Origin of the sequence: Aestuariivirga sp., assembly GCF_037139295.1 — a bacterium.
Lineage (GTDB): Bacteria > Pseudomonadota > Alphaproteobacteria > Rhizobiales > Aestuariivirgaceae > Aestuariivirga.
Genome location: NZ_JBAXGR010000003.1, coordinates 22764 through 47788, shown reverse-complemented (window position 1 = coordinate 47788; position 25025 = coordinate 22764). Strand labels below are relative to the sequence as shown.

Sequence of the window (25025 nt, the reverse complement as noted above, 5' to 3'; positions counted from 1 at the left end):
TAGCATGTAAGCAGAGCCGAAGGCTATCCGAGGTTTTTGCATGACGTCAATCGCTCTCTTCGGGGCTGGTGGCAAAATGGGCCATCGCCTCTCGCGCAATCTCAAGGAGTCGCGGTTTACCTTGCGGCATGTCGAGGTGAGCGAGCAGGGCCGGGCGCGCCTCGCGCAGGATTTCGGCGTGCAGTGCGTCTCGGCGGAAACCGCGCTGGCCGATGCCGAGGTGGCGATCCTCGCCGTGCCGGACACCCATATCGGCAAGGTAGCGCAGTCCATCAACCACCTGCTGAAGCCCGGCACCATGGTGGTGGTGCTGGATGCCGCGGCCCCTTTCGCGGGCCATCTGCCGGACCGGCCGGACCTCACCTATTTCGTCACCCATCCCTGCCATCCGCCGATCTTCAACGACGAGACGGCGATGGAGGCCAAGCTCGACCGTTTCGGCGGCATCGCCGCCAGGCAGCACATCGTCTCCGCCCTGATGCAGGGCCCGGAGGAGCATTATGCGCTGGGCGAAGAGGTCGCCCGCACCATCTGGGCCCCCGTCATGCGCTCGCACCGGGTGACGGTGGAGCAGATGGCTCTGCTGGAGCCGGGCCTCTCCGAAACCGTCGTCGCCTCGCTGCTGGACGTGATGCGCGAGGCCATGGACGAGGTGGTGGCCCGTGGCGTTCCGGCGGAAGCCGCGCGGGACTTCCTGCTCGGCCACATGAACATTCTGGGCGCGGTCATCTTCAAGGAACAGCCGGGCGTGTTCTCGGATGCCTGCAACAAGGCCATCCAGTTCGGCAAGCCCATGCTGATGCGCGACGACTGGAAGCGCGTTTTCGAGCCGGAAGAAATCGCCGCCTCGATCAAGCGGATTACCTGATCACATAGCCCCATCCCGCAGGAAACCCTTGCGCTTTCCGCCCCATTGGTGCTGAAAGCCGCGAGGAGTTTCACATGCTTGAATTCGTGCAGTCGTTGCTGACGGGAGAAGCCCTTTGGGCGCTGGGGCAGGTCATCATGATCGACCTCGTGCTGGCAGGCGACAACGCCGTCGTTATCGGGCTCGCCGCCTCAGGGCTGCCGCGCGAACAGCGCAACAAGGCGATCCTCGTCGGCATCATTGCCGCCACCGTGCTGCGCATCCTGTTCGCCAGCATCGCTACCCAGCTACTCGGCGTTCTCGGCCTCATCCTCATTGGTGGCTTCCTGCTGCTGTGGGTGTGCTGGAAGATGTGGCGCGAACTGCGTGAAAGCCACGCCGAGCAAGAGGGCATCGAAGCTGTGACCGGCGAGGATCTCGACGCCGACGGCTCGGTGGGCGCACCCGCAAGTGGCAAAACCTTCGCGCAGGCGGCCTGGCAGATCATCGTGGCGGACGTCTCGATGTCGCTCGACAATGTTCTGGCTGTCGCCGGTGCCGCGCGCGAGCACCCGGGCGTGCTGGTCATCGGCCTCGCCCTGTCGATCGCATTGATGGGCCTTGCCGCCTCCTTCATCGCGCGGCTGCTTCAGAAGTACAGGTGGATCGCCTATGTCGGCCTTGCCATCATCTTCTACGTCGCCCTCGACATGATCTGGCGCGGCGTCCTCGAACTCTATCCGGTGGTGACCTGACATGCTGAACTTCGATGGCAACCGCTTCCTCCGCATCGAGTCCGGCGCTCTTGCGGTGGCAGCACCCATCCACGCCGCCATCGGCCAAGCGCTGTTGAAGGGCGCGAAGAACATCTTCTTCCTCGGCACCGGCGGTGCCGCCATCCTCATGCAGCCTGCGGCCCTGCTGCTGCAGCGCCGCTCGGGCTTTCCCGCCTTCATGGAAATCGCCGCCGAACTGGTGATCACCGGGCACCATGCGCTGGGCAAGGACTCGATTATCGTCATCCCCTCGCTGTCGGGCACAACGAAGGAATCCGTCGCCACCCTCGACTACTGCAAGGCGAAGGGCGCCACCATCATCGCGCTGGTTGGCCACAAGGAGACGCCGCTCGGCCAGAAGGCCGACCATGTGTTCGTAAACTTCGCCGAGGACGACACGTCATCCGAGTCCTTCTACCTGCAGTCGCTGCTCATCGCGCTCTCCATCATGGCGCATCGCGGCGAGTTCGCGGATTACCGGAAGACGGTCGCCGAGCTCACCATGCTGCCGCAGCAACTGCTCGCCGCCAAGCAGGCCTTCGAGCCTGAGGCCGTGCATCTGGCCGAGGCCTTCCGCAACGAGCCCTATCACATCATCACGGCTGCGGGTGGCAGCTGGGCCGAGGCCTGGTACTACGGCATGTGCATTCTGGAAGAGATGCAGTGGATCAGGACAAGGCCGATCCACGCCGCTGACTTCTTCCACGGCACGCTGGAGCTGGTCGAGAAGGGCGTGAGCGTCGTGATCTTCAAGGGTGAGGATGCCTACCGCCCGCTCACCGACCGGGTGGAGGCTTTCGCCCGTCAGTACACGGACAAGGTCACGGTGCTCGATACGGCCATCTTCGCAATGCCCGGCATCTCGCCGGAAACGCGCGCGTTGATCTCTCCCGTCATCCTTGCCACCATCCTGGAGCGCCTCTCGGCCCACCTCGAGGTGAAACGCAACCATCCGCTGACCACGCGCCGCTACTACAAGAAAGTATCCTATTGAGGGACCCGGCATGACCATCTCCTTCCACGATCTTTCGAAGATGACGCGCACCGCGCGTGACCAGCTGCTGAAGCGCAGCGAGGCCGACCTCGCCGACTTCGAGGAAAAGGCCAGGCCCATCGTCTTCGCCGTGAAGAACGAGGGCGACGAGGCGGTGGCCCGCTTTGCCCGCCAGTTCGACAAGGCCCCAGTCGAGGCCAATACGCTGGCCGCGACGGAGGCCGATTTCGCCCGCGCCGAGAAGACGCTGGACCCCAAGGTGAAGGACGCGCTGGAGTATATGGCCGTCAACATCCGACGCTTCCATGAGGACCAGAAGCCGGAGGAAATGTGGTTCCACGAAATCCGCCCCGGTGTCTTCGCAGGCGACCGCACCAACGCGATCCACTCGGTGGCCTGCTACATTCCGCGCGGCAAGGGGTCGTTTCCGTCCTCGGTGCTCATGCAGTCGATCCCGGCCAAGGTGGCGGGTGTGAAGGAAATCTGCATCATTACGCCGCCAGGCCCCGATGGAAGCCTCGATGATGCAACCCTCGTCGCGGCCCGCATGGCCGGTGTCTCGAAGGTGTTCAAGGCCGGTGGCGCGCAAGGCATTGCGGCCGTCGCCTATGGCACGCAGACCATTCCGAAATGCGCAAAGGTCGTCGGTCCCGGCAGCCCCTGGGTGGGTGCTGCCAAGCGCCTCTGCTCGCACCTGCTCGACGTCGGCACGCCTGCCGGCCCCAGCGAACTGATCGTGCTGGCGGATGACACGGCGGATGGTCGCCTCGCGGCGCTCGACCTCATCATCGAGTCCGAGCACGGGCCGGACTCCTCAGCCTTTCTCGTCACGTGGAGCCGCAAGGTCGCCGAGGATGCCTTGCAGGCGATCCCCGAGTTCTGGAAGCAGATGGGCGAACAGCGCGTAGCCTACTCCTCCACCGTGCTCGGCGGCCCCATGGGCGGCATCGTACTTGCGCGCGATGAGGAGGAAGCCATCGCCTTCTGCAACGACTATGCGCCGGAGCACCTGGGCGTGCATTCGGACGAGCCGTTCCAGTATCTGGGCCGGTTGGAGAACGCAGGCGAAATCCTGCTCGGCCGACACACCCCGCCGACGCTCGGCAACTTCACCATCGGCGTAAACCACGTGCTGCCGACGAGCGGCTGGGCCAAGACCGGCTCGCCCTTGACTGTCCATGACTTCATGAAGCGCACCTCGGTGGCCTATGTCACCGGCAAGGCTTACCCTGAACAGGCCAAGCATGCCGAGGTGATCGCGCGCTACGAGGGCTTCGACGGCCATGCCAATGCCGTGTCCGAAACGCGTGCCAGACTGTTGAGGACCAATCGATGAGCCTTCGCACCGGCGGACAGATCCTCGTCGACCAGCTGAAGATCCACGGCACCAGCCATGTCTTCTGCGTGCCCGGTGAAAGCTACCTCGCGGTGCTCGACGCGCTGCATGACGTGGACATCAAGACCATCGTCTGCCGCCAGGAGGGTGGTGCCGCCTACATGGCGGAAGCCGCGGGCAAGATCACGGGCCAACCCGGCATCGTCATGGTCACGCGTGGCCCCGGCGCCACCAATGCCTCCTGCGGCATTCATGTCGCCTCGCAGGATTCGACCCCGCTCATCATGTTCGTGGGCCAGGTGGCGCGCGACATGAAGGAGCGCGAGGCCTTCCAGGAACTCGACTACAAGGCCGTCTTCGGCACCATGGCCAAGTGGGTGGTCGAAATCGACCGCGCCGAGCGCATTCCCGAAATCGTCAGCCGCGCCTTCCATGTCGCAACGCAAGGGCGCCCCGGTCCGGTGGTGATTGCCCTGCCGGAGGACATGCTTACCGACGAGGTGGAGGTCGCAGACTCGCTGGCCTGCGCACCCGTGGTGATGAAGCCCGGTGCAGCAGACATGGAGGCCCTCCAGCGCCGCCTGCTCGAAGCCGAGCGCCCCATCGTGCTGGCGGGCGGCTCCGGCTGGAGCGAGCAGGGCGTGAAGGATCTTCAGCGCTTCGCCGAGACCTTTGATCTTCCCGTCGCCGTCACCTTTCGCCGCCAGATGCTGTTCCCGGCGGACCATCCGAATTTCGCGGGCGATCTCGGCATCGGCCCCAACCCGAAGCTGCTGGAGCGCGTCAAGAACGCCGACCTCGTGCTGCTGGTCGGTGGCAGGCTTTCCGAAATGCCGTCGCAGAGCTACACGCTGTTCGACATTCCGGGCGACGGCTCGAAGCTCGTCCATGTTCATCCGGGTGCGGAGGAACTGAACAAGGTCTATCGCGCTGGCCTCGGCATTCTCGCCATGCCGCATGCCTTCGCGGCAGCGGCGGCAGAGCTGCCGAAGCCCGATGCCGTGAAATGGGCCGGCAGCCCCAAGGCGGCGCATGCCGAATATCTCGCGTGGAGCGACACCGCGAAGGTGAAGACAGCGGGCGAGCTTCAGATGGCGCAAGTCATGGCGCACCTGAAGCAGGTGATGCCGGCCGACACGGTCTACTGCAACGGTGCGGGCAACTATGCCACTTGGGTGCACCGCTTCTGGCCCTTCCGGGCCTTTGCCTCGCAGCTTGCCCCCACATCCGGAACCATGGGCTATGGCGTGCCCGCTGCAGTCGCCGCCAAGGCGCTGCAGCCTGAGCGTGAGGTCATGGCCTTCGCGGGCGACGGCTGCTTCATGATGAACGGCCAGGAATTCGCGACCATGATGCAATATGACCTGCCGGTCATCGTGGTGGTTGTCGACAATGGCATGTACGGCACCATCCGCATGCACCAGGAGCGCGAGTATCCCGGCCGCATCTCGGCCACGGCGCTGAAGAACCCGGACTTTGCCGCACTGGCCCGGTCCTATGGCGGCCATGGCGAAACGGTGCGGAATACTGCCGAATTCGGCCCCGCGCTGGCGCGCGCCCGGGCCAGCGGCAAGGCCTCGATCATCCATTGCCTGATCGACCCGGAGGCCATCACCCCGGCCAGAAGCCTCACCGACATCCGCAACGCCGCGCTGAAGAAATAGCAAAACTTGACGGCGGGGCCTCCCCGGGGCTCAAATGGGACCATGACCACCGCTTCGCGAGCCGAGAACGTACCTTTCGCCGCCCACGCTACCTGCGCTGCCGCCGGTGTGCGCGATGGCCTGCGGGCGGCCCAGTACTATATCCGTGACCTCGCCAATGCCGACCGTTTCGGCAAGGGGGAGCCCGGCCGCGTGCCCTTCCTCTCCCGCGTGGTGGCGCGCGGTGCCCGCATGGTGGACGGGCTGATGAGCTGCGGGGCCGATCTCTCGATCTCGCTGTTCCTGCCCTCATGGCGCAAGCTGCCGTCGCCCTTCACGCCCGGCCTCATGCATGCGGTGGCGGGCGACATCCGCAACGACAGCCTCACCCACAACCCCACCTTCAATGCCTATTTCTACCGCGCTGCGATCCACATCGCCGGGCGCTATTCCTCGCCCCCCTGGCTCATTCTCGAGCACCGGGTGGATGCCGCCCGCAGGAGTCTCGCCCCGCGCAGTGATGACAGCGTGCCGGAAAGCCTCACCATGGCGCGCATCTTGATCGCGCTGGTCGAGCAGGGCCCCGTCGCCCGCATCGGCGCGGTGTCGGACAAGAACCGCTTCTTCGCACGGGTCGAGCCCAACGTGGCGGTGTTCTCGATTGCCTGCGTTGCGCTGCTCTTCGCCGAGGATGGCAAGCCCACCGAGGCCATCAACGAGAATGAGTTCTTCACCGTCACCGGTGCGCTCATTGGCCCGCGTCTTCCTGATATCGCCCGCTTCATCGAGCAGCGAGACGAAGCGGGGCTCGCCCGCGAACTGGCCGACATCAAGTCGATGTACTGACGGGGGCTGCGCCGCCGATGAAAAGGGCACGGCGCGGCGGCTTCCTCCTCGGCATCACCATTGCCGCACTGCTCACCCTGCTGCGCTGGCTCGACCCGACCCCGCTGCAGGAACTCCGCGCCGCCTCCCTCGACATCTACCAGCGGCTGAAGCCGCGCGCCGCTGTCGAAACGCCTGTCACCGTCGTCGCCATCGACGAAGCCTCGCTCAAGGCCGAAGGCCAGTGGCCGTGGCCGCGCGCCAGATTGGCTGAACTGACGAACCGGCTGTTTGCCGCGGGCGCTGCTTCCGTTGGATTCGACATTCTCTTCGCCGAACCGGACCGCCTGTCGCCCGCCGCTATCAGCCACGCCCTCGGCATCAGCGATCCGGCTCTTCTCGCCACCCTGCATGACGGCGATGCGGATTTCGCCACGGCGATTGCGGGCAAGCCCGTGGCGCTGGCCTTCACTGACACGCCGGGCCAGGGCGCACTTCCGCAGGTCATGGCAGGCTTCGCAGTCTCTGGCGAGGAGGTGGCGAGCGGCGTCACCCGACTGGGCGCCGCCATCCTGCCGTTGCCAGAGCTTACCGTCGCTGCATCCGGTCTCGGCCACATTACCTTGAGTGGCCAGCAGGCCGGCACCACGGTGCGCGAGGTGCCGCTGCTCCTGTCGGACGGTGGCAACCTCTATCCTGCCTTCCTGCTCGAGGCCCTGCGGCTGGGGGCTGTTGCCTCGACCTATGTGATTCAGGGCGATCCTCTCTTTGCAGGCCAGATGCAGTCGCTCCGCGTCGCCGACTTCACCGTGCCCACCGACGAGAAGGGCCAACTGCGCTTTTACGCAGCGCCACAGGCCTCGACCCCCACCCTTTCCGCCGCTGATGTTCTTGATGGCAAGGCTGACCTGTCCAGGGTCCAAGGTTCAATTGTCCTCGTCGGCGTGTCCGCTGCCGGCCTGCAGGATATCCGCGTGACGCCGCTGGGCGAGGCGGTGCCGGGTGTCACCATCCATGCCCAGATCATCAGCCAGATCATGACCGGCCAGTTCCTCAACCGCCCCGCCTGGGTCGACGGTGCGGAAGTGCTCGCCATCGCGGCTTTGTCGTTGTTGCTGGTGACTGTGGCGACATTCATCGGCCCCCTCGCAGGCCTCGTCGCGGCGGGAGTCATGATGGCGGTGATCGCCGGGCTGTGCTGGTATCTCTTCACGGTGCAAGGCCTGCTCATCGATCCGGTCTCGCCCATCGGCGGCGCGCTGCTCACCGTCTTCGCCACCACCGCCTTCTGGTACATCGTCATCGAACGCGAGCGGCGCTACATCCGGCAGGCCTTCGGGCGCTATGTCTCGCCGGCACTTCTGGCCCGCATCGAGCAGAGCCCGGAGGCGCTGAAGCTGGGTGGCGTCAACCGCGAGATCACCGTGCTGTTCATGGACGTGCGCGGCTTCACCAGCCTCAGCGAAGCGCTCTCCCCGCAGGACACGATCCGCTTCCTCAACACCGTGCATGGCGCGCTCAGCGTGCCGGTGGTGGAACTGGACGGCACACTGGATAAATACATCGGTGACAGCCTCATGGCCTTCTGGAACGCGCCGCTTGACGTGGGCGACCATGCCGCCAAGGCCGCAGAGGCTGCGTTGCGCATGCGCGAGGCCTTGCGAAAGCTGAACGAGGCAGGAGCCTTCGCATTGCCCGAAGGCCAGCAGGTGCGGATCGGCATCGGCATCCACACCGGGATTGCCTGCGTCGGCAATGTGGGCACCCAGAGCCGCCTCAACTATTCCGCCGTGGGCGATACAGTGAACACGGCCGCCCGCATCGAGGCCACCTGCAAGGACTTGGCCACCGACATCCTGGTTTCGGGCGCCACGGCGCGGCTTCTCCCGCAGTTCCGCACCAGGCGGGCAGGCGAGGTGCGCCTGCGCGGCAAGAGCCATGCGGACGAAGTGTTCTTTCTCGACGACCGCGTTGAAAACGATCTTTCTTGAACGACGGCTGCGCCTGTGCGTAGATGTACTTATCTGAATGCGAAGGGGTGTGACGGCATGGCGACTCCTCGGAAACTGCTTCTCGGCCTGCTGGTTGCGGCGGCGTTGGGTACGCCGGCGCTGGCCGCCGAAAAGGTCGGCGAAGCCGTCAGCATCACAGTGCAGGTCACCGGGCAAGCCGGTCCCATCGCCAAGGGCGGCGACATCCACCGCGATGAGCGCATTCGTACCAATGCTGTCGGCGTCGGCGCCTTCCTGTTCGAGGATGGCACCAAGCTGGCGGTCGGTCCCAATTCCAGCGTCGTCATCGACAAATATGTCTATGCCGGCGGCAGCACCGCGAAGAAGCTCACCCTGGGCGCCACCAAGGGCGCACTGCGCTGGATCAGCGGAAAGTCTGACCATTCCGCGTACAAGATCACCACGCCCTCGGGCACGCTGGGCGTGCGCGGCACCGCCTTTGACGTCTATGTCGGCCGCAACGGTGTCACCGCGGTGACGCTGCTCAATGGTTCAGCACAGTTCTGCAATGCCCGCGGCTGCCAGACGCTGAAGCGCCGTTGCGAATTCATCATCGCACGGCCCGGCGGCGCGGTGACCAAGCCGCGCGGCATCACCCGCAGCACCGGGCTCGGCGTTCCGGTGGGCCAGGCCTTCCCCTTCCTTGCTGGTGGCGTCCGCCTGCCGCGCGGCTTCCTGTCGGGCAGCTCCTGTGCGGCGCTCAGCCAGCCCGGACTCAACAATGGCTTCGGCCAGCCCGCTGACCCGCTTGACTTCAACTTCCCCGACCTTGGCCCGCGTGACAACCGCAATACCCAGGGCACGCCCCCAACGCCCACATCTCCTGCGACCAACCCCGACACGCCTCCGGCTGCTGGAGACCCCGCGACTCCGCCCGCAGCCGGCGATCCCACCACGCCGCCCGCGGCTGGCAACCCCACCACGCCGCCCGCGGCTGGCAACCCCACCACGCCACCAGCTGCTGGCAACCCCAACACCCCGCCGGCGGGCGGCAACACGAACCCGCCGACGGCGCCCGGCGTGGCCGGCTGATCAAAACATTTTTCGCTTATTCCGCGGCCTGTGATGCGCACCACATCATCGCATCGGGCACGGCGTTAGGGTGACCTCACTCAAACGGAGGAACCACCCAATGCTGACCAAGTCCATGATTGCCATCGCCGCCGTGCTTGTCTCGCTCACAGCGCTCCCGGTCCAGAATGCCGAAGCCAAGTCCCACGTCGATTTCAACGTCGGCGTCGGCATCGGGGTTGGCGGCTTCTATCCCGGCTACGGTTATGGCGGCGTCTATGCGCCGGTTTACGAGCCCTACTATGGTGTCAGCTGCGGCGAGGCCCGCAGCATCGTCAAGGGCAGCGGCTTCTACAAGGTCACCGCCATCGATTGCTCGGCGCCGAGCTACAAGTTCGTCGCCTGGCAGGGTGGCAACAAGTACAAGGTGCGCGTCAACGCTTCAGGCAACATCACGGGCGTCACGCCCCTCTGAGACCCACCGGAAATGCAAGGCCCCGGCTTCACGGCCGGGGCCTTTCGCATGCTGGCGCCATCGGCGCTCCGGGGGTAAGATTCGCGACATGAGTGAGCCGGCAGGCAATGCATCCCACCAGGGCCTCGGCGGGCAACTCGGTGAAATGGTCGCGCTGCTGCGCGCCAATCGCTGCGGCGGTCGCATCCTTCTGCTGATAGCGGCGCTGGTCGTGGTGATCGCCACCACCGCCTGGTTCCAGATCCTGCTCAATGCCTGGAACAAGCCCTTCTATGATTCGCTCACCCATAAGGACTTTCCGGGCTTCCTTCAGCAGCTCAAGGTCTTCGCCGAACTGGCGCTCGTTCTGCTGGCGCTCAATGTCGGCCAGCTCTGGCTTGACCAGACACTGAAGCTCACGCTGCGCCGGGGCCTGTTCGGAGCCCTTCTGGCGCAGTGGATGAAGCCCGGCCGCGCTGAGGCCATCGCGCGCTCGGGGCTGATCGGCGAAAACCCTGACCAGCGCCTGCAGATCGATGTCGACAACCTGGCAGACCTGACGGGGGCTCTCGGCATCGGCTTGTTCCAGTCGACGCTGCTGCTCCTGTCTTTCATCGGCGTGCTGTGGGACCAGTCGGGCACCGTGAGCATTCCGCTTGCCGGGCATGAGATTGCGATTCCGGGCTTCATGGTGTGGTGCGCGTTGCTCTACGCCGGCACGGCCTCGTGGCTCAGTTGGCGCGTCGGCCGCCGTCTCGTCGAGTTGAACGCCGAACGCTCATCGCGTGAGGCATCCTTCCGCTTCGAGCTCGTCCGCGTCAATGAGGCGCGTGACGCGATTTCCCTTCAGCATGGCGAGACGGCGGAGGCCGCGCGCATCGCCGGCACCTTTGGCAATGTGGTCGACATCATCCGCGCCGCCATCCGCGCGACTGTGGGGCTCACCTGGGTGACGGCGGGCTATGGCTGGTTCGCGCTGGTTGCCCCCATCGTCGCCGCTTCGCCGTTCTATTTCACCGGCCGCATGACCATCGGCGAATTGATGCTCATTGTGGGCGCCTTCAACCAGGTGCAGAGTTCGCTGCGCTGGTATGTCAGCAACTTCCCCGCCATCGCCAATTGGCGCGCCACGCTCTACCGCGTCACCAGTTTCCATCGCGCCCTCACGGCGTTTGATGGCACCAAGACCTCGGACGCCCCGCACATCGTGCGCCGCGAGCAGGGGGATGCGATCGAGATATCCGGCCTCTGCGTGATGACACCCTATCTCTGCGTCCGCATCGACGAGGATCCGCTGCACATCGCTCCCGGTGAGCGCGTGTTGCTGCATGGCGTGTCGGGGTCCGGCAAGACATTGCTGTTCCGGGCGCTGGCGGGCCTGTGGGAGGTGGGCCGCGGCAGCATCACCATGCCTGAACAGGGACGTGCGCTCTATCTTCCGACCCATGCCTATGTACCGCCGGGCTCCCTGATCGAGTCCGTCTGCTATCCGCACCGTCCCGGCGACTATGCGTCGGGCCAGGTGGCCGCGGCGCTGGAAGCGGTGGGGGTTGGCTATCTCGTGGAGCAGCTATCTACAAATGACCGCTGGGATCAGTCGCTGGACACTGGTGAGCGACAGTGCATCGCCTTTGCCCGCGCCCTCCTGCAGAAGTCCGACTGGCTGGTGATGGATGACGCGCTCGTCCAGATCGACCCGGAGGCACAGGGCAAGATCATCGCCCTTCTGCAGGGTCCGCTCGCCCATGTGGGCCTGCTCGACATCGGCAATGGCAGTGGCGCAGATCTCGCGAAGCTCTATCGCCGCAGCGTCACCATCATCTCCGAACCCGGTGTCGCCGCGCCACTGCTCTCAGGCCACGCGCCCGCCGTCGATGGTGAAGCCCAGTCGGTCTAACCCCACTCTCACCTCGGGCGCCGACATGAACAGCCGCCACAGCAAACCGCTGCGCGCGTTCTCGATCATCGCCACGATCGGCCCCTGGTTGATGGCGAGGTGGCTCGGGGCGATCCAGTCCTCCTGTGCCGAGAAGGCATCGCGGAAGCCGTATTCACCCCACAACGCGCCATCCCGGTAGGCATCGAAATGGCGCAGCGCCGCAAGACAAGCCTCTGGCAGATAGGGCATCGAGGCGAGTGCCGCTGTCGGCGCAATCACGCCCTTGTCATCGGTTGGCGAGAAGGCCTCATAGCCATGCGGCCCATCCGACGATGTCAGCCCCCAGGCCTTGCCATAGCCCGCAAAGCCGTGCGGGTTGGCGATGCAATGCGCGCGGTTGATGCGCACCTGCGCGCGGTTCTGCGCGAAGTAGTCGACGCCGCCCTCGGCAAGGCCGCGCGGGTCCAGCCCCATGAAGGAGTAATGCGCAAAGAACAGCGGCCCACCCATCTCCGGCCCCAGCGGCAGCCGGATGCGGTAATAGGCATGGCCGTTGCGGAATGACGGGCTGTTCTTCCAGCCATCGCTGTAGGCGCGCACGTCGATGGGGTGCGATGGTGAGCCCGCTCCCAGCACGAAGGCGATCAACGCCTCGTGCCAGCCGCGCAGATGCAGCGCCATGCCGAAGTCCTGCTGCGGGCTCCAGTGCCACATCATGGCGTCGGGCGTTGGGCAATATCCCGCCCAGTCCACCGCGCGCCACAAGGCGTCGATCCGCAGCGCCAGTGCGGGCTCATGGCCTCGCAGATATTCCCGCGCCGTGAGCAGCCCCATCATCAGGAAGGCTGTCTCCACGATGTCGCCGCCATCATCGCGGGTCGAGAAGGCGACCGTCTCGCCCGTGTTGCCGTTGATCCAGTGCGCGAAGGCGCCTCGATAGCGCGGCAGGCTCTCGAGGAAGCGGCAGATCAGCGCGATTCGTGCCACCGCCTCGCCGCGCGCAATGAAGCCACGCTCTGCCCCGGCGATCATCGCCATGATGCCGAAGCCGGTGCCGCCCGTCGTCACCGTGTCCATCATCTTCGCGTTGCCGGAGCGTTCGCGCGCCATGCCGCTTGCCGGATGTGCGAAGTCGGTGAAGTAGCGCAGCGTCTCGCGCTGCACGCGATCGAGCAGGGCGCGCGTCGTCACGCTTCCCATGTCACCGTCAGCGCCTGCACGTCGCGCGCATTGGGACCCACCATGAGGATGAAGTCGCCGGCCTCCCAGCCCCGCACCATCTCGCCGAGCGACGTTCCCCGGTCATAGCAGAGGTCGTCCGCCGTCAGGCGGAAGCGCGCCACGGCCGTGTCGCCGGGCCTCAGCGTCAGCCGCACGAAGCCCCTCAGTTCGCGCACCGGGCGCGAGATCATTGCCACCGGATCACGCAGCCACAGCTGCACCACCTCGGTGCCCTCGCGCGCGCCGGCATTGGTCACCGGCACGCTCACTTCCAGCACTGCGTCCGCGCCCTTCAGCACGCGCGCGCTGGCCGTCGCCGCGCCATAGGCGAAGCGCGTGTAGGTGAGGCCGAAGCCCGCCGGGAACAGCGGCGTTGCCGGCCCCTCGATGATGCAGGCCGTGGTGAACTTGCGGAACACGTGGCGGCCCGCTTCGTCCACTTCATGGTCGCCCGGCACGTCGATGCCGATTGCATCCTTCGGCCGCCCGCTCGGCAGCTCCTCGGTGGCCAGCGGCAATTGCCCCACATGGCGCGGCAGCGCCATGCTGAGCCGCCCGGAAGGTGCCTTGTCGCCGAACAGCACCTCCGCAATCGCGTGTCCGCCTTCCGATCCCGGGTGCGCCGTCCAGATCAGCGCGTCGGCCTCCATCACGCCGGTCAGCGCCAGCGGCCTGCCGGAGATCGCCACCACGACCAGCAGCTTTCCCGTCGCGCGCATGCAGTCGAACAGCGCCTGCTGCGCGCCGGGCAGCGCGATGTCGAGGCGCGTTGATGACTCGCCCGCATGTTCCTTCGCCTCGCCGAGGCACAGCACGATGGCATCGGACTGTTCGGCAATGGCGCGCGCCTCGTCCAGCATCTCGGCCAGCGGGCGTGCGTCGATCACCACCGAAGGCATGTCGCGGTTATGGATGTTGAGCCGCGCCGCGACGTTTTCATGCTCCACGATGTTGCAGCCCGTGGCATGCAGCAGGTGGGTGTTGCCCCCGGCGGCGCGCAGGCCCTCGAGCATCGTCACGTTGTGCGCGGGATCGACGTCGATGGCCCAGGTGCCCTGCATGTCGATGCGATCATCCGCCAGCGGGCCGATCACCGCCAGCCGGCCGCCACGGGCGAGCGGCAGCAGGCCGTCGTTCTTGAGCAGCACCAGCCCCTTCACCGCCGCCTCGCGCGCCAGCGCCACATGGGCTGGCTTGCGCGCCGCGTGTGAGCCCTCCTCGAGGCCCAGGTAAGGGTCATCGAACAATCCCAGCCGCGCCTTGGCTTCCAGCACCAGCCGGCAGCGCGCCGTCACCTCCGCCTCTCTGATGCGCCCTTCTTCTACCAGTGCCTCGAGGTGGTTGAGGAAGGCGCAGGACACGAGGTCCACCGTAACACCCGCCGTGAAGGCGAGATAGGCCGCCTCGCGCGCGTTGGCGGCGATGCCGTGGTTGACGAGCTCGGGGTCGATGGCGGTGAAGTCGGTCACCACCATGCCCCTGAAGCCGAAGCGCTGGCGCAGCACGTCGTGCAGCAGCACACGGTGCGCGGTGGCCGGCATGTCGTTCAGGGTCGAGAAGGCCACCATCACGGCACCCGCACCCGCCGCGATCCCGGCGCGAAACGGCTCCATGATGCGCATCAGCGTCGCGGGGCTTGCCTCGACTGCCGCATAGTCGCGCCCCGCCATGGCAAGGCCATAGCCTGCGAAATGCTTGAGCGTCGCCATCATGCGCCCGGGCCGTGCCAGGTCGCCGTCGGCACCCTGGTAGCCCTGCACCACCGCCTCTGCCAGCTTCGCGCAGAGATAGGGCAACTCGCCGTGGCCCTCCGCCACGCGGCCCCAGCGCGCATCGTGCGTGATGTCCAGCATCGGCGCCCAGTTGAGGCTGATGCCGTCGGCGCGCGCTTCCGCCGCCGTCATCATTGCGATGCGCCGCAGCAGCTCCGGCTCCCATGAGCAGGACTGTGCCAGCGGAATGGGTGCGCCCGTCACGTAGCGCTGGATGCAGTCCTTGGCGAAGAACAGCGGAATGCCGTGCGGCCCCTTTTCCACGGCGAGCCTCTGCAGCGCGCGCCGTTCCGCCGCATCATGCCCGGCGGAGGTGCCGCACAGCTCGCCGCGCAGGATCAGCGTCCTGGTGTCAGCACCTTGTGCCGCACCCGTGGTCGGCAACCCATCGGCATGGGGATAGTTCAGCTGCCCGATTTTCTCGCGCAGGCTCATGCGAGAGAGGAGGGCGTCGATGAAGCGTGTCTTGTTCAGCGGCACGTCGCGCCTGCCCCGGAGTGACCAAAGTGGCAGCGAGTATAGGGTCGTTCACGTGTTGGACAACTCGGAAAATCCGGCATTCGCCGGTGAAGCCCGCCGCGCGCAGCGACAGGAAACCTCGGGCCCTGCGTCGTGCAGGGCCCGAGGCAAGCTCACTGGCAGCTCGGGTTTGTGACCGGCGTCAAGTTCGCCGTGCCCCTCGTCCATGGCATGATCGTAATGTAGTTGCACCCGCTCGTCGTGGCCATGGATACGTTGCTGTCGTATTTTGATGGCGTCTGAGAGTAAGTGGCGTTTGGCGGTGTTGGATTTTCATCGGCGGCAAAGCCATAGCCCATGCCCATCAATCCGCTTTGCGAGGTAGTCGGCAATACAGGCCTTGTCATCATCGGGACATTGCCGATTTTGGCTGTGTGCAGCCAGCGAGCGAATTGGTTCTGTGTCGTATCGCCATTGAAATAGAGCTGACTTAAGGTAGCTCCCAATTTGGAATTGGGATTCCGTGCTGCTATTTGATAATTCGGATACCATAGTGTCTGGTCGCTCCAACAGGCGCTCAACACCTTATTGTAGCAGAGACCGCCGCTTGTCTGTAAGCCGCCGGCAACACCGTGGTTGTATGCCATCGAAATGATGAAGCCCAACCGTCCCACGACGGCATTATAGTTTCCTACGCCGTCGAAGTTATCGTTCCAAGCCTGCTGCTCGGTTGGGGAGAGAAGCTGGAACTGATTGTTGTCAATCGGCGTGTTCAGCGCGCCATCGGTGGCAAATATCTGATAGGCGGGCGACATTGTGCTGCAGCCTGGAATGGCGCCCGCTTGGCATAGTATTTGGTAGGAAACCGGGCTCAGCACATAGGCAGAAGCTCCATTCCCGGTGAACTTGATTGCATAAAGGGGAGTAGTCCCCGTGTAGCCGGGGTAGGAGGGCAGCTGAACGGCCGTCCCGTCAAACACGGTCTGCAGCAGGCTGCCGAATGCCCCTCCGTCATCGATCGAGCCAGTCCAGCCTGGCTTCCACATGTAGTTGTTTATAGTGTTTAGGAAGAAGTTAGAGAACGCAGCATTGTCAAAGAACGAAAGATAGTTGCCGGGGTTCACGAGAACCTGACTGGAGCCCACAGTTTTCAAGAGCTTGGTATAGTTCCGGCGTTGATAGATCTTGTTGGTCCCGGTACCCGTCACGACGGGCAACCGGTTGACAAAACTCCTGTAAGTTTGTCGCACCGCCCCCATGTTAACTTGGCTCCGAGAACTGAATGAGAAGCCCACGCCCTCGTTCCAGACTGGATGTGATTGCCCGGGTGAAGAGATCATGTTCGCGGTCACGTTCATCGGAAAGCCAATGAAATCGACCTGCGAAGTGTCTATGGTTCCTGCGGTAGGGGACGACCCGATCTCGCTGTATGACCAAAGCGGCAGTGATTTTTGGCTCAACATGGCAAGGCTTGCGCCCGTCAAAGCGCCGCCGCCGGTTGTCTGGAAATAGCTAAATGGCGCCTGGCCTCCGGAAGTCGAGAGGTTGTTACCGAAGATGCCGTTCACGCTGGCGGTGGCAGCGGGTGAACTGCCGCAGGTCGTACCGAAGAACGGCGAATTGCTGTTCACCTGGAAGAAGTAGATTCGAGAGCCAGCAATGTTGGGCGGAATGGTAATCGTCTCACCGCCGTTCAGGGCATAACAGGGAACCACGCCCGCCCCGGTGAAGGCTCCGGCTCCGGAGTTGGCGCTCGGGTTCCACCCGGTCGCACTCCATCCGGTATTGGCCGACCCGGCCGTCGACCAGGTGCCATCCGGCATGAGCACCATGAAGTCATTGCCGATCTGCCCGAAGCCCAGATAGTAGAATTTGGCTTTGCTGGTTGTCAGGCCGGAATTGTTCCTGATCACGAATGCCGGATCGGCCTTTGCCGAGGTGGCTGGAACGGTAAGCCCGCACCACACGCAGGCAAGCAGAGCGGACAGAGCACGTAAGTTCAGTCTCTTCATGGTGGACCTCTCGCTACATTGCCGGCACTGGCGTCGGCTCTCAATTCATTGTCCCTCTGCAGTCAAATATCAATCAATAATTGTTAATTTGGTTTATGTATCTAATCAGGAAGATAATTCACGTTTTAATTGCAGAAATCCACTTCGGCTCCCCTCAATCTGCCTGCTCGCCGATGTGGGTCGTCAACCTGCCCTTCGAGTCGCCGTCAGTTTGACCTGATCTCGACGGTCGCGTCCGAAAGGCGCTCCAGCAGATGGATCCGCCGCATGAGCGGCCACCAGTCGTAGAGAAAGATCTCCAGCGGCCGCCACAGTGCCACCCAGCCGACGATGAACAGGCCCTGCTCGAACGTCTGGGCGAAGGTCGATTGCGTCACCGAGAGTTCAAGAAGGTGGATGATGAGCGTGCAGAGCCCGAGAACCGACAGTCCGATGGCAAGCGACCATCGGCCGATCCGGAACATCTCCCTCAGCCGCAGGCGAGACTGGCTGGCGCGGAAGCGGAATGAGTTGCGCAGGGCCACGGGCAGGTCCTTCGAAAGCTCACGCATTGCCTGGTCGCCCGGAAGCTCGATCACGAGCAGCAGCTGTTGCCCGGATCCCGCCTCCTCGGCGCTTTCGATGATGTAGTCGGCAGCCTTGTCGTCGAGGTCGCGCGTGTGAAAGGGAGATGGATCGAAGGAGTTCAGCAACTGCTCCGGCGTGTTGAGCTTGATTTCGATCACTGGGCCATTCCGTCTCATGTTTCGCGTCCGTGGGATCATGTCGATCCACACCGGCAGTGACTTGGAGCATGCCCGGCCGGCGCCGTCCAGTTGCGGCTGTTCTGCTTAGTTTGTGGTCAGGTCTTCGCTCGACAGTGTCGTCGAGAAGGTGGGAAGCCTGACGCCTTCCGCAACCGATATGCCGACGCAGTCGGTCGGCGGCGGGAAGGCCCAGCCCATCAGCCCATCAAGGAAGAAGAAATGCTGCCGCAGGCAGCGCAACGAAACCGTCACGTTCATGGGCGCACCGCCGACGCGTGAAACATGTCCGAAATTGGTCGGCGTGTAGGTGACGGAAACCTGGCGCCGGTCCAGTGGGCCTTCGATGAGGCGTTCGCGCATCCTGGCGACGATGGCATCCAATGCCGCCTTGTCGAAGGTGTAGCCGTTGGTGCAGCTGCCCGCCCCTCCCGTCACCCCACTCGTGGCAATGCATGTGGACGCCTGCTTGATTGTGCAGCTGCCTGACGACGCGCCCGTGGTGCTGTTGAGGCAGGATTGCCCGGGAAGGATCGTGCCTGACGTACCGCTGATCGTCGCATTGATGCCCGTCGCCACCGGGTTTGAAATCGATGCGAAGCGTGCTCCGGCAAAGGTTGCGCGGTTGTAGCTCGTCCAGTTGACCATCATCAGGCCGATGTCCACGCCACCGAGGATGAACAGCATGATGACGGGGAAAGCGACCGCAAACTCCACGAAGGTTGCGCCGCGCTCGTCGTTTCTCATGCTATTGGCCGATCCAGCGTTCTTCATGTTCTGCAGTCATTGTTATGCGTTCAGGCAGCCCCACCACGCCCCACATGAACGACAGGTAGGGCACATTGGCACTCATGCGGATGGCGACGACGGGGTTGTTGCAGTTGGTGGGCGCATTGAGCGTGATGTCGCCGGCGGTCCAGCCAGTGACCAGCAAGGGTCCAGTGCCAGCCGTGTTGCCGTAGAGCGCGATGTTCTTCGCATCTGCCAGCGCCCAGCTGCTGCAGACCTGCTCATAGGGCACGTGCGACAGGTAGCGCGTTGCGCTCCACAGCGACTTCTGCGCGGCCGAAAGCGTTGCATAGGCCCGTCCAAAATCAAAGATGCCGCCGATGACGACCAGGATGACCGGAAGCACGATGGCGGTTTCAAGGATCGATATCCCCGATGTGCAACGGTCGAGGCGGCGCAGCAAGTCCCTAAGCCGCATCAGCGCACCAGCTCCACGAGGTGATAGAGGTTGCTGCCCGCGCTGTTCACCTGGTAGGTCTTCACCAGTTCGCCGTAGATTTCGCCGTTCGAATTGGCGGGCTCCGTCATGAAAAACTCGGCCATCAGCGTCGTGACCGGCAGGTTGTGCGAGCTGCCCCTGATGTTTCAGTAGTCACAGTCGACGATCGCCACATTGATCAATCGCCGCTTGATGTCGCCGGCCGGCTTGCTGTCCCGGCAGAACGGCCTGGAGCTTTCGATCGAGTCAGAGGTAAAGGCGGCGGAAGGGTAGGTGGTCGGGTTGTTTTCCATCTGATAAACCTGCCAGCGCGTCGTCGTGGGAACATATTGCCCAAGGTTGGAATCGTAGAAATTGGGGATCGTCGTGCCCGTGTGATGGTTCTTCCAGTAGGCGAGCAGGTCTGCGGCGTTCACCCCAGTGCCGATCATTGAAGTTGACCATGAATTGCCGCCGAGATTGGCCATCGTACGGTCGCGCGGCAGCGGGCAGCTGATGCGCTTTGAGGCTGGCGTGGTGACGACGCAGAGCTGGCCATAGGCAACGCCTCCGTCTTCGTTGGTCTGCTTGAACGGGATCGCACCCCTGTTCCGCATGTCAACCGTATTGGCGCAACTTGCGGCATTGGCGTTCGAGGTGTGCTCGAGGCCGTCGATCACGATGGGCGCCGCCGTGTTGGTCAGCTGGTTCTGCGGATTGTCGAAGCGCACATTCATTCCCGGCGCCGCGAAGGGGCCGTTGTTGCCGGTATCAACCGGATGCCCCAGCTGCGAAAAGTCCATCGCTTCGCAGGTGCTGGGCGCCATCCTTGCCCAGAAACCCGCCTGGTTATGGGGATTGCCGTTCGCCGCGGGAGGTTCGATGAGGCCCCAGTTGCCCGGCGCACCGTTGGTGCCACCCACCAGTTTCAGCATCTGGCCCGGAATGATCTTGCTCATCCAGTTCGTCGCCGCACCCTTGTTGGTCTGTTCGGATTCCCACGGATTGCACATGAAGGACTGCAAGTTGGCGCAGGACGAGAAGGATGACTTGGCCGTGGCCTCGGCAAAGGTCTTGCCGGTGCTTCTCTGCGGGAACATGGGCCGGGCGAAGGTGATGGACACCTCGCGGTTCACGGTGCGGACCTTGATGTAGACAGCCTCTGCCGGATTGGTGGTCGGCGCGCCGTTCAGCGTCTTGTAGAACAGCGGCTTGTACGTGCCCGTGCTGACGATCCGCGCGCCAGCCTTGGCCACGTCCGACCATTTCGGGTTGTTGTTGAGGTAGTTCACGGCGGCATCGGTGGCCCGCGTGATGGCGTCGGAGGAGCCATCCAGTTCCGCGGCCCCTGCCAGCGCTGCGGCGTCTGCCACTTCCTGAAGATTGCTGTTGAGGTTGAACAGGCGGCCGCCATCGATTGCAAGCCCAATGAGTCCGATCAGCACCGTCAGCACCAGAGCCACCCAGATCAGGATCGCGCCGCCCGTATCCTCATGCATTTCCGTAAGCAACTTGCGTGCACGTAACTTACTGCGCGGCATTTGTCCGTTACTCCGGAAGACCGTGTAAATAAGTAAGTATAACACGTCTAGCGGAGTCGCACGGGAAAACAGTATATCAGTCCGAAAATTTATGAATTACAGGCTGTTCTGGCATATTATTGCCTTGGGACATCAGCGCTTAGTTAGTTAAAAAACCTTTGCAAGTGACTGACAAGACATTCAGTGGATTTGTTTATCGTCATGTGGCGCTGCCTGCTTCTGTTCAATATCGTTGCCACAGCGCCTTTCCGGTGCTCTGGCCGTCACATGACCGCATTCCAGGCTCCATTCGCCCTGCGTCATGCATGCTATGGTTGAGGGGCGCCGGAACACTCGCATTTGGCACGGCCGCCTCCCCAATTTGCTTTTTGGCCCCAAGTTTGCAATTTGGTCGCCAGCATGAGGCGACGGCAGCGATTTGGTCGTCCGGTAACGCGGTCAGGAATTTGGAAGAGCAGGGCAAGCATAACGTGGGGCGCAGTTCCCGTTTTTCGGTGGCGCCGATGATGGACTGGACGGACCGGCATTGCCGGGTGTTCCACCGTCAGATGACACGCCATGCGCTGCTCTATACCGAAATGGTCACCGCGCTCGCCATCCGCCACGGCGACCGGCAGCGGCTTCTCGGTTTCAACTCGCTGGAGCAGCCCGTCGCCCTGCAGCTCGGTGGCAGCGACCCGAAACTTCTCGCCGAGGCCTCGAAGTGGGGCGAGGACTTCGGCTACAGCGAGATCAACCTCAATGTCGGCTGCCCGTCGGACCGGGTGCAGACGGGCCGCTTCGGCGCCTGCCTGATGGCCGAGCCGGAGCTGGTGCGCGATTGTTTGGGCGCGATGCGCGCGGCGGTTCAGGTGCCGGTTACCATCAAGTGCCGCATCGGCATTGACGACCAGGACGAGGAAGACGATTTCACGAATTTCGTGGAGACGGTGATGGGCTCGGGCGTCACCACCTTCATCGTCCATGCCCGCAAGGCGTGGCTGAAGGGGCTCTCGCCCAAGGAGAACCGCGAGGTGCCGCCGCTCAACTACGAACGTGTCAACCGCATCAAGAAAAAGCACATCGGCAACAACATCATTATCAACGGTGGAATCGCAACCATCGACGATGCAGTGGAGCATCTGAAACACGTCGACGGCGTCATGCTGGGGCGCGCGGCCTACAACACGCCGTGGCTGTTGTCCGAGGTCGACTCCCGCATCTTCGGCGAGGCGCGTGAGATCAGCGATCCGCTGGAGGTTGTCGAGCGCATGAAACCCTATGTGTCTCAACAGCTTGCGCAGGGGGTCTGGCTGCAGAACATCACCCGCCACATGCTCGGCCTGTTCCATGGGCTTCCCGGCGGCCGCTTGTGGCGGCGCGTGTTGTCGGAAGAGGCGCCGAAGCCCGGTGCGGGGCTTGAAGTGCTTGAAAAGGCTGCGAAAGAAGTGGCCTCGCGGGTCAGCCCGCCTGCAGACGTCCCGCCCGTCCGCCCCGGCGCGTCTTTCGCCGCGTAAGTCCTTCAACGCGCTCGGGAAGTTCCGCCATCACGCTGCGCCGCTCGTCCGGCGACATGCCCAGCCAGCCGCCGATTTCCATGCGCGTCCGCCCGCAGCCGATGCAGAAACCGGTCTCCGGATCGACGACGCAGATCTTGACGCAGGGCGTCTCGATGGCGGCTTGGTGGGGTGCGTTCATCATGCCGAATGTAATGCTGCCCGTGCCGAAAGGTAGTTCAAAAACGGCAGTTTATCGGAATGCCACGGCGGCGGCATAAACCGCCAGCATGGCCGTTTCCGCCAGAATCTGGCCGGCTCCGCAAACGTCACCGGTCTGCCCGCCGATCTTGCGGATCGCCAGTGCCCGCACCATCGCCAGCGTCAGTCCGCCGGCCACCAGGGCCAGCACCCCGGCCTCGGGCGTCAGCACCACGCTGCCACCAACCCCCGCGATCAGGCCGCCAAGCGCCAGCGCCAGCAGCGTCGTGTTGCGCGAAGGTTGCCCCGCCATGACCGACAGCCCATTGGGTCGCGCCGGCCTCGTGGCCCACAGCAGGTCCACCATCAGCGACCGGGAGAAGGCCGCAGCCCCCGCCACCAGCACAAGGACGGCCAGTGGCTTCAGCACCAGCAATGCGGCCAGCAGCGAGGCGCGGGCCAGAACGGTGATGACGAGGGTCAGCGTCCCGAAGGCGCCGATGCGGCTATCCTTCATGATTTCAAGGCGTTCCTCGCGCGTGTTGCCACCGCCGAAGCCATCCGCGACATCGGCCAGACCATCCTCGTGGAAGGCACCGGTCAGCATGGCAGCGATGGCCAGCGCGAAGAGGCCGCAGAACAATTCCGGCAAGCGGGCGAAGTGGGCGAAGACAAGGGCCACGCCCGTCACCGTTCCCACCACGGCGCCCACGACCGGGAACATCCACATCGCATCCTTCAGGGGCGGCGGATCAAGCGTTCTCACAAACGGCACCGGCATGCGGGTGAGGAAGCGCAGCGCCGTGAGGAATGACGCAAATGGCCGGAACCGCCCCCGATGTACGCTGCGGGGCTCGAACGCGTCGCTCATGATGTGTGGCAGTCCCGAATCCTGTAGTGTTATGCCTATAGAAATAGGAGCCTTTTTTACAAATGACAAATGCTGCCACAGGTTTGCCCTTCGACGATATCCGCAACCTTGTGAAGGACATTCCGGGCCCCGATCTTGACGCCGTGGCGGATTGCCGCGCCCGTGAAGGCCAGCTGACGAAGCCGCCGGGCGCACTTGGCCGCCTTGAAAACCTGACGGAATGGCTCTGCGCCTGGCAGGCCCAGCATCCGCCGAAAACCGAGCGTGTTGTCGTTGCTGTCTTTGCCGGAAACCATGGTGTTGTTGCACAGGGCGTTGCCGCCTATCCGCAGGAAGTGACCATGCAGATGGTCGCCAATTTCCAGAATGACGGCGCCGCCGTGAACCAGATCTGCAAGAGCTTCGACCTGGGCCTCAAGGTGTTCGAGCTCGCCCTCGAGAAGCCCACCCGCGACATCACCCAGGATGCCGCCCTGGACGAGGCGGAATGCGCCGCCACCATGGCCTATGGCATGGAGGCAACCGAAGGCTGCGACATCCTGTGCGTGGGCGAGATGGGGATCGGCAACACGACGATTGCCGCGGCCATCTGCCACGGCCTGTTCGGCGGCGCGCCGGAGGACTGGGTGGGGCCGGGCACCGGAGTCGACTCTGAAGGCCTGAAGCGCAAGGCAGATGCCGTCAGGCGCGCGGTGGCGCTGCACAAGGCGCATCTGGGCGACCCGCTCGAAGTGCTGCGCCGCCTCGGCGGACGTGAACTCGCGGCCATGGCTGGGGCCGTGTTGGCAGCCCGCCTGCAGCGCATCCCGGTGATCCTCGACGGCTATGTGGCAACCGCCGCCGCTGCGGTGCTCTTCGCAATGCGGCCGGATGCGCTGGAACATTGCGTGGCGGGCCATCTCTCGGCTGAACCCGCGCATCGCAGGCTGCTGGAGAAGCTGGGGCTCAAGCCCATTCTCGAACTCGGCATGCGGCTCGGTGAAGGCTCAGGCGCTGCCATGGCGGCGGGCATCGTGAAGACTGCTGCAAACTTGCACACCGGCATGGCCACCTTCGCCTCGGCGGGTGTCAGCAACAAGGAAGAGTAGGAGGGGCGATGGGGCTCGACGCGCTTCTGGCCCAGGTCCACGCATGCCGCATCTGCATTGGTGCCGCAAAGCCCCTGCCGCATGAACCGCGCCCGGTGCTGCAGCCGGGGCCGAAGGCGCGCATCCTGATCGCGGGCCAGGCCCCTGGCCTGCGCGTTCATGCCTCGGGGAGGCCCTTCACCGATCCTTCGGGCGTACGACTGAGGGAGTGGCTGGGGGTGACCGAGGCTATCTTCTACGACCCGCGCGAGGTGGCGATCCTGCCCATGGGCTTCTGCTTCCCCGGGCTCGATGCCAAGGGCAGCGACTTGCCGCCGCGCCCCGAATGCGCCCCGGCCTGGCGGGCGAAACTGCTGGCGGCGATGCCGAAAATCGAACTGGTGGTCTGCCTCGGGTCTTATGCCATGCGCTGGCACATGGGGCGGGCCTGGCCGGGCTCGGTTGATGCGGCGGTGCGGAACTGGCGGGTGGGGCTTGCCCTCACGCCCGCGGTGATCCCGCTGCCGCATCCTTCCTGGCGCAACAGCGGCTGGCTGAAGCGGAACCCGTGGTTTGCGGCCGACCTGCTGCCCGAACTGCAAGCCCGCGTTGCGCGGCTTCTTGCCCCGCGTGCTTGAAGCGCCGTCAGCCCCGTTCTAGATGTCTAAACCACGAAGGA

The 25025-nt window shown here is 64.3% G+C and carries 23 protein-coding genes; 13 read left to right on the top strand and 10 right to left on the bottom strand.

Features of this window, described 5'->3' with window-relative positions; all coding sequences use genetic code 11:
• The first annotated feature begins 40 nt into the window (after positions 1–40).
• The 10 genes from WCJ41_RS01740 to WCJ41_RS01695 all read left to right on the top strand — a co-directional run bounded on the left by WCJ41_RS01740 (position 41) and on the right by WCJ41_RS01695 (position 11795).
• Complete coding sequence (locus WCJ41_RS01740; RefSeq protein ID WP_336904096.1) at positions 41–868, top strand: phosphogluconate dehydrogenase C-terminal domain-containing protein; 828 nt, start codon at positions 41–43, stop codon at positions 866–868.
• Between the two features lie 74 nt (positions 869–942).
• Positions 943–1602: a TerC family protein gene (locus tag WCJ41_RS01735; protein ID WP_336904095.1), complete on the top strand. Its 660-nt coding sequence runs from the start codon at positions 943–945 to the stop codon at positions 1600–1602.
• Between the two features lies 1 nt (position 1603).
• Positions 1604–2617, top strand: coding sequence for an SIS domain-containing protein (locus tag WCJ41_RS01730; protein ID WP_336904094.1), 1014 nt, complete (start codon positions 1604–1606; stop codon positions 2615–2617).
• A 10-nt stretch (positions 2618–2627) separates the two neighbouring features.
• Positions 2628–3953 carry a histidinol dehydrogenase gene (hisD, locus tag WCJ41_RS01725; RefSeq protein WP_336904093.1) on the top strand — a complete coding sequence of 442 codons (1326 nt, stop codon included), beginning with the start codon at positions 2628–2630 and terminating at the stop codon, positions 3951–3953.
• Positions 3950–5617 carry a thiamine pyrophosphate-binding protein gene (locus WCJ41_RS01720; RefSeq protein WP_336904092.1) on the top strand — a complete coding sequence of 556 codons (1668 nt, stop codon included), beginning with the start codon at positions 3950–3952 and terminating at the stop codon, positions 5615–5617. Before hisD ends, WCJ41_RS01720 begins: the two co-directional genes overlap by 4 nt.
• A gap of 42 nt (positions 5618–5659) precedes the next feature.
• Positions 5660–6442 (top strand): hypothetical protein, encoded by a 783-nt coding sequence (locus tag WCJ41_RS01715; RefSeq protein WP_336904091.1) that lies wholly within the window; start codon positions 5660–5662, stop codon positions 6440–6442.
• Positions 6443–6459: 17 nt separating this feature from the next.
• Positions 6460–8412: an adenylate/guanylate cyclase domain-containing protein gene (locus WCJ41_RS01710; protein ID WP_336904090.1), complete on the top strand. Its 1953-nt coding sequence runs from the start codon at positions 6460–6462 to the stop codon at positions 8410–8412.
• 57 nt (positions 8413–8469) lie between these two features.
• Entirely contained in the window at positions 8470–9465 is a 996-nt protein-coding gene (locus WCJ41_RS01705; RefSeq protein ID WP_336904089.1) for a FecR domain-containing protein, read from the top strand.
• Between the two features lie 100 nt (positions 9466–9565).
• Positions 9566–9919 carry a hypothetical protein gene (locus WCJ41_RS01700; protein ID WP_336904088.1) on the top strand — a complete coding sequence of 118 codons (354 nt, stop codon included), beginning with the start codon at positions 9566–9568 and terminating at the stop codon, positions 9917–9919.
• Between the two features lie 88 nt (positions 9920–10007).
• Positions 10008–11795: an ABC transporter ATP-binding protein/permease gene (locus tag WCJ41_RS01695; protein ID WP_336904087.1), complete on the top strand. Its 1788-nt coding sequence runs from the start codon at positions 10008–10010 to the stop codon at positions 11793–11795.
• Here the strand turns inward: WCJ41_RS01695 and WCJ41_RS01690 are convergent.
• The 8 genes from WCJ41_RS01690 to WCJ41_RS01655 all read right to left on the bottom strand — a co-directional run bounded on the left by WCJ41_RS01690 (position 11751) and on the right by WCJ41_RS01655 (position 20732).
• Positions 11751–12977: a glucoamylase family protein gene (locus tag WCJ41_RS01690; protein WP_336904086.1), complete on the bottom strand. Its 1227-nt coding sequence runs from the start codon at positions 12975–12977 to the stop codon at positions 11751–11753. The genes WCJ41_RS01695 and WCJ41_RS01690 overlap by 45 nt on opposite strands.
• Positions 12965–15250: a glycoside hydrolase family 3 N-terminal domain-containing protein gene (locus tag WCJ41_RS01685; protein WP_336904085.1), complete on the bottom strand. Its 2286-nt coding sequence runs from the start codon at positions 15248–15250 to the stop codon at positions 12965–12967. Before WCJ41_RS01685 ends, WCJ41_RS01690 begins: the two co-directional genes overlap by 13 nt.
• A 152-nt stretch (positions 15251–15402) precedes the next feature.
• A complete protein-coding gene (locus tag WCJ41_RS01680; RefSeq protein ID WP_336904084.1) occupies positions 15403–17241 on the bottom strand; it encodes a hypothetical protein in 1839 nt (612 codons plus the stop codon).
• A gap of 206 nt (positions 17242–17447) precedes the next feature.
• On the bottom strand, positions 17448–17966 hold the full coding sequence (locus WCJ41_RS01675; protein ID WP_336904083.1) for a hypothetical protein: 519 nt from the start codon (positions 17964–17966) through the stop codon (positions 17448–17450).
• Positions 17967–18071: 105 nt separating this feature from the next.
• Complete coding sequence (locus tag WCJ41_RS01670) at positions 18072–18731, bottom strand: TadE/TadG family type IV pilus assembly protein (RefSeq protein ID WP_336904082.1); 660 nt, start codon at positions 18729–18731, stop codon at positions 18072–18074.
• A 1-nt stretch (position 18732) separates the two neighbouring features.
• Positions 18733–19191 carry a TadE/TadG family type IV pilus assembly protein gene (locus WCJ41_RS01665; protein WP_336904081.1) on the bottom strand — a complete coding sequence of 153 codons (459 nt, stop codon included), beginning with the start codon at positions 19189–19191 and terminating at the stop codon, positions 18733–18735.
• Positions 19191–19316 (bottom strand): hypothetical protein, encoded by a 126-nt coding sequence (locus tag WCJ41_RS01660; RefSeq protein ID WP_336904080.1) that lies wholly within the window; start codon positions 19314–19316, stop codon positions 19191–19193. Before WCJ41_RS01660 ends, WCJ41_RS01665 begins: the two co-directional genes overlap by 1 nt.
• Before the next feature lie 42 nt (positions 19317–19358).
• Positions 19359–20732 (bottom strand): pilus assembly protein TadG-related protein, encoded by a 1374-nt coding sequence (locus tag WCJ41_RS01655; protein WP_336904079.1) that lies wholly within the window; start codon positions 20730–20732, stop codon positions 19359–19361.
• 470 nt (positions 20733–21202) lie between these two features.
• On the opposite strand from WCJ41_RS01655, the gene dusA reads away from it, so the two are divergent.
• On the top strand, positions 21203–22228 hold the full coding sequence (gene dusA / locus WCJ41_RS01650) for a tRNA dihydrouridine(20/20a) synthase DusA (RefSeq protein WP_336904078.1): 1026 nt from the start codon (positions 21203–21205) through the stop codon (positions 22226–22228).
• Here the strand turns inward: dusA and WCJ41_RS01645 are convergent.
• Both WCJ41_RS01645 and cobS read right to left on the bottom strand, forming a co-directional pair.
• Entirely contained in the window at positions 22173–22412 is a 240-nt protein-coding gene (locus WCJ41_RS01645) for a DUF1289 domain-containing protein (protein ID WP_336904077.1), read from the bottom strand. The genes dusA and WCJ41_RS01645 overlap by 56 nt on opposite strands.
• Before the next feature lie 48 nt (positions 22413–22460).
• Entirely contained in the window at positions 22461–23279 is an 819-nt protein-coding gene (gene cobS, locus WCJ41_RS01640) for an adenosylcobinamide-GDP ribazoletransferase (RefSeq protein ID WP_336904076.1), read from the bottom strand.
• A gap of 62 nt (positions 23280–23341) precedes the next feature.
• On the opposite strand from cobS, the gene cobT reads away from it, so the two are divergent.
• A complete protein-coding gene (cobT, locus tag WCJ41_RS01635; protein ID WP_336904075.1) occupies positions 23342–24367 on the top strand; it encodes a nicotinate-nucleotide--dimethylbenzimidazole phosphoribosyltransferase in 1026 nt (341 codons plus the stop codon).
• A gap of 8 nt (positions 24368–24375) precedes the next feature.
• Complete coding sequence (locus tag WCJ41_RS01630) at positions 24376–24984, top strand: uracil-DNA glycosylase family protein (RefSeq protein ID WP_336904074.1); 609 nt, start codon at positions 24376–24378, stop codon at positions 24982–24984.
• The last annotated feature ends 41 nt before the right edge of the window (positions 24985–25025 follow it).

Excerpts from the sequence above, each read along its gene's own strand:
- WCJ41_RS01740 (WP_336904096.1), top strand. The coding sequence starts at position 41 with ATGACGTCAATCGCTCTCTTCGGGGCTGGTGGCAAAATGGGCCATCGC.
- WCJ41_RS01735 (WP_336904095.1), top strand. The coding sequence starts at position 943 with ATGCTTGAATTCGTGCAGTCGTTGCTGACGGGAGAAGCCCTTTGGGCG.
- WCJ41_RS01730 (WP_336904094.1), top strand. The coding sequence starts at position 1,604 with ATGCTGAACTTCGATGGCAACCGCTTCCTCCGCATCGAGTCCGGCGCT.
- hisD (WP_336904093.1), top strand. The coding sequence starts at position 2,628 with ATGACCATCTCCTTCCACGATCTTTCGAAGATGACGCGCACCGCGCGT.
- WCJ41_RS01720 (WP_336904092.1), top strand. The coding sequence starts at position 3,950 with ATGAGCCTTCGCACCGGCGGACAGATCCTCGTCGACCAGCTGAAGATC.
- WCJ41_RS01715 (WP_336904091.1), top strand. The coding sequence starts at position 5,660 with ATGACCACCGCTTCGCGAGCCGAGAACGTACCTTTCGCCGCCCACGCT.
- WCJ41_RS01710 (WP_336904090.1), top strand. The coding sequence starts at position 6,460 with ATGAAAAGGGCACGGCGCGGCGGCTTCCTCCTCGGCATCACCATTGCC.
- WCJ41_RS01705 (WP_336904089.1), top strand. The coding sequence starts at position 8,470 with ATGGCGACTCCTCGGAAACTGCTTCTCGGCCTGCTGGTTGCGGCGGCG.
- WCJ41_RS01700 (WP_336904088.1), top strand. The coding sequence starts at position 9,566 with ATGCTGACCAAGTCCATGATTGCCATCGCCGCCGTGCTTGTCTCGCTC.
- WCJ41_RS01695 (WP_336904087.1), top strand. The coding sequence starts at position 10,008 with ATGAGTGAGCCGGCAGGCAATGCATCCCACCAGGGCCTCGGCGGGCAA.
- WCJ41_RS01690 (WP_336904086.1), bottom strand. The coding sequence starts at position 12,977 with ATGGGAAGCGTGACGACGCGCGCCCTGCTCGATCGCGTGCAGCGCGAG.
- WCJ41_RS01680 (WP_336904084.1), bottom strand. The coding sequence starts at position 17,241 with ATGAAGAGACTGAACTTACGTGCTCTGTCCGCTCTGCTTGCCTGCGTG.
- WCJ41_RS01670 (WP_336904082.1), bottom strand. The coding sequence starts at position 18,731 with ATGAGAAACGACGAGCGCGGCGCAACCTTCGTGGAGTTTGCGGTCGCT.
- WCJ41_RS01665 (WP_336904081.1), bottom strand. The coding sequence starts at position 19,191 with ATGCGGCTTAGGGACTTGCTGCGCCGCCTCGACCGTTGCACATCGGGG.
- WCJ41_RS01660 (WP_336904080.1), bottom strand. The coding sequence starts at position 19,316 with ATGGCCGAGTTTTTCATGACGGAGCCCGCCAATTCGAACGGCGAAATC.
- WCJ41_RS01655 (WP_336904079.1), bottom strand. The coding sequence starts at position 20,732 with ATGCCGCGCAGTAAGTTACGTGCACGCAAGTTGCTTACGGAAATGCAT.
- WCJ41_RS01645 (WP_336904077.1), bottom strand. The coding sequence starts at position 22,412 with ATGATGAACGCACCCCACCAAGCCGCCATCGAGACGCCCTGCGTCAAG.
- cobS (WP_336904076.1), bottom strand. The coding sequence starts at position 23,279 with ATGAGCGACGCGTTCGAGCCCCGCAGCGTACATCGGGGGCGGTTCCGG.
- cobT (WP_336904075.1), top strand. The coding sequence starts at position 23,342 with ATGACAAATGCTGCCACAGGTTTGCCCTTCGACGATATCCGCAACCTT.
- WCJ41_RS01630 (WP_336904074.1), top strand. The coding sequence starts at position 24,376 with ATGGGGCTCGACGCGCTTCTGGCCCAGGTCCACGCATGCCGCATCTGC.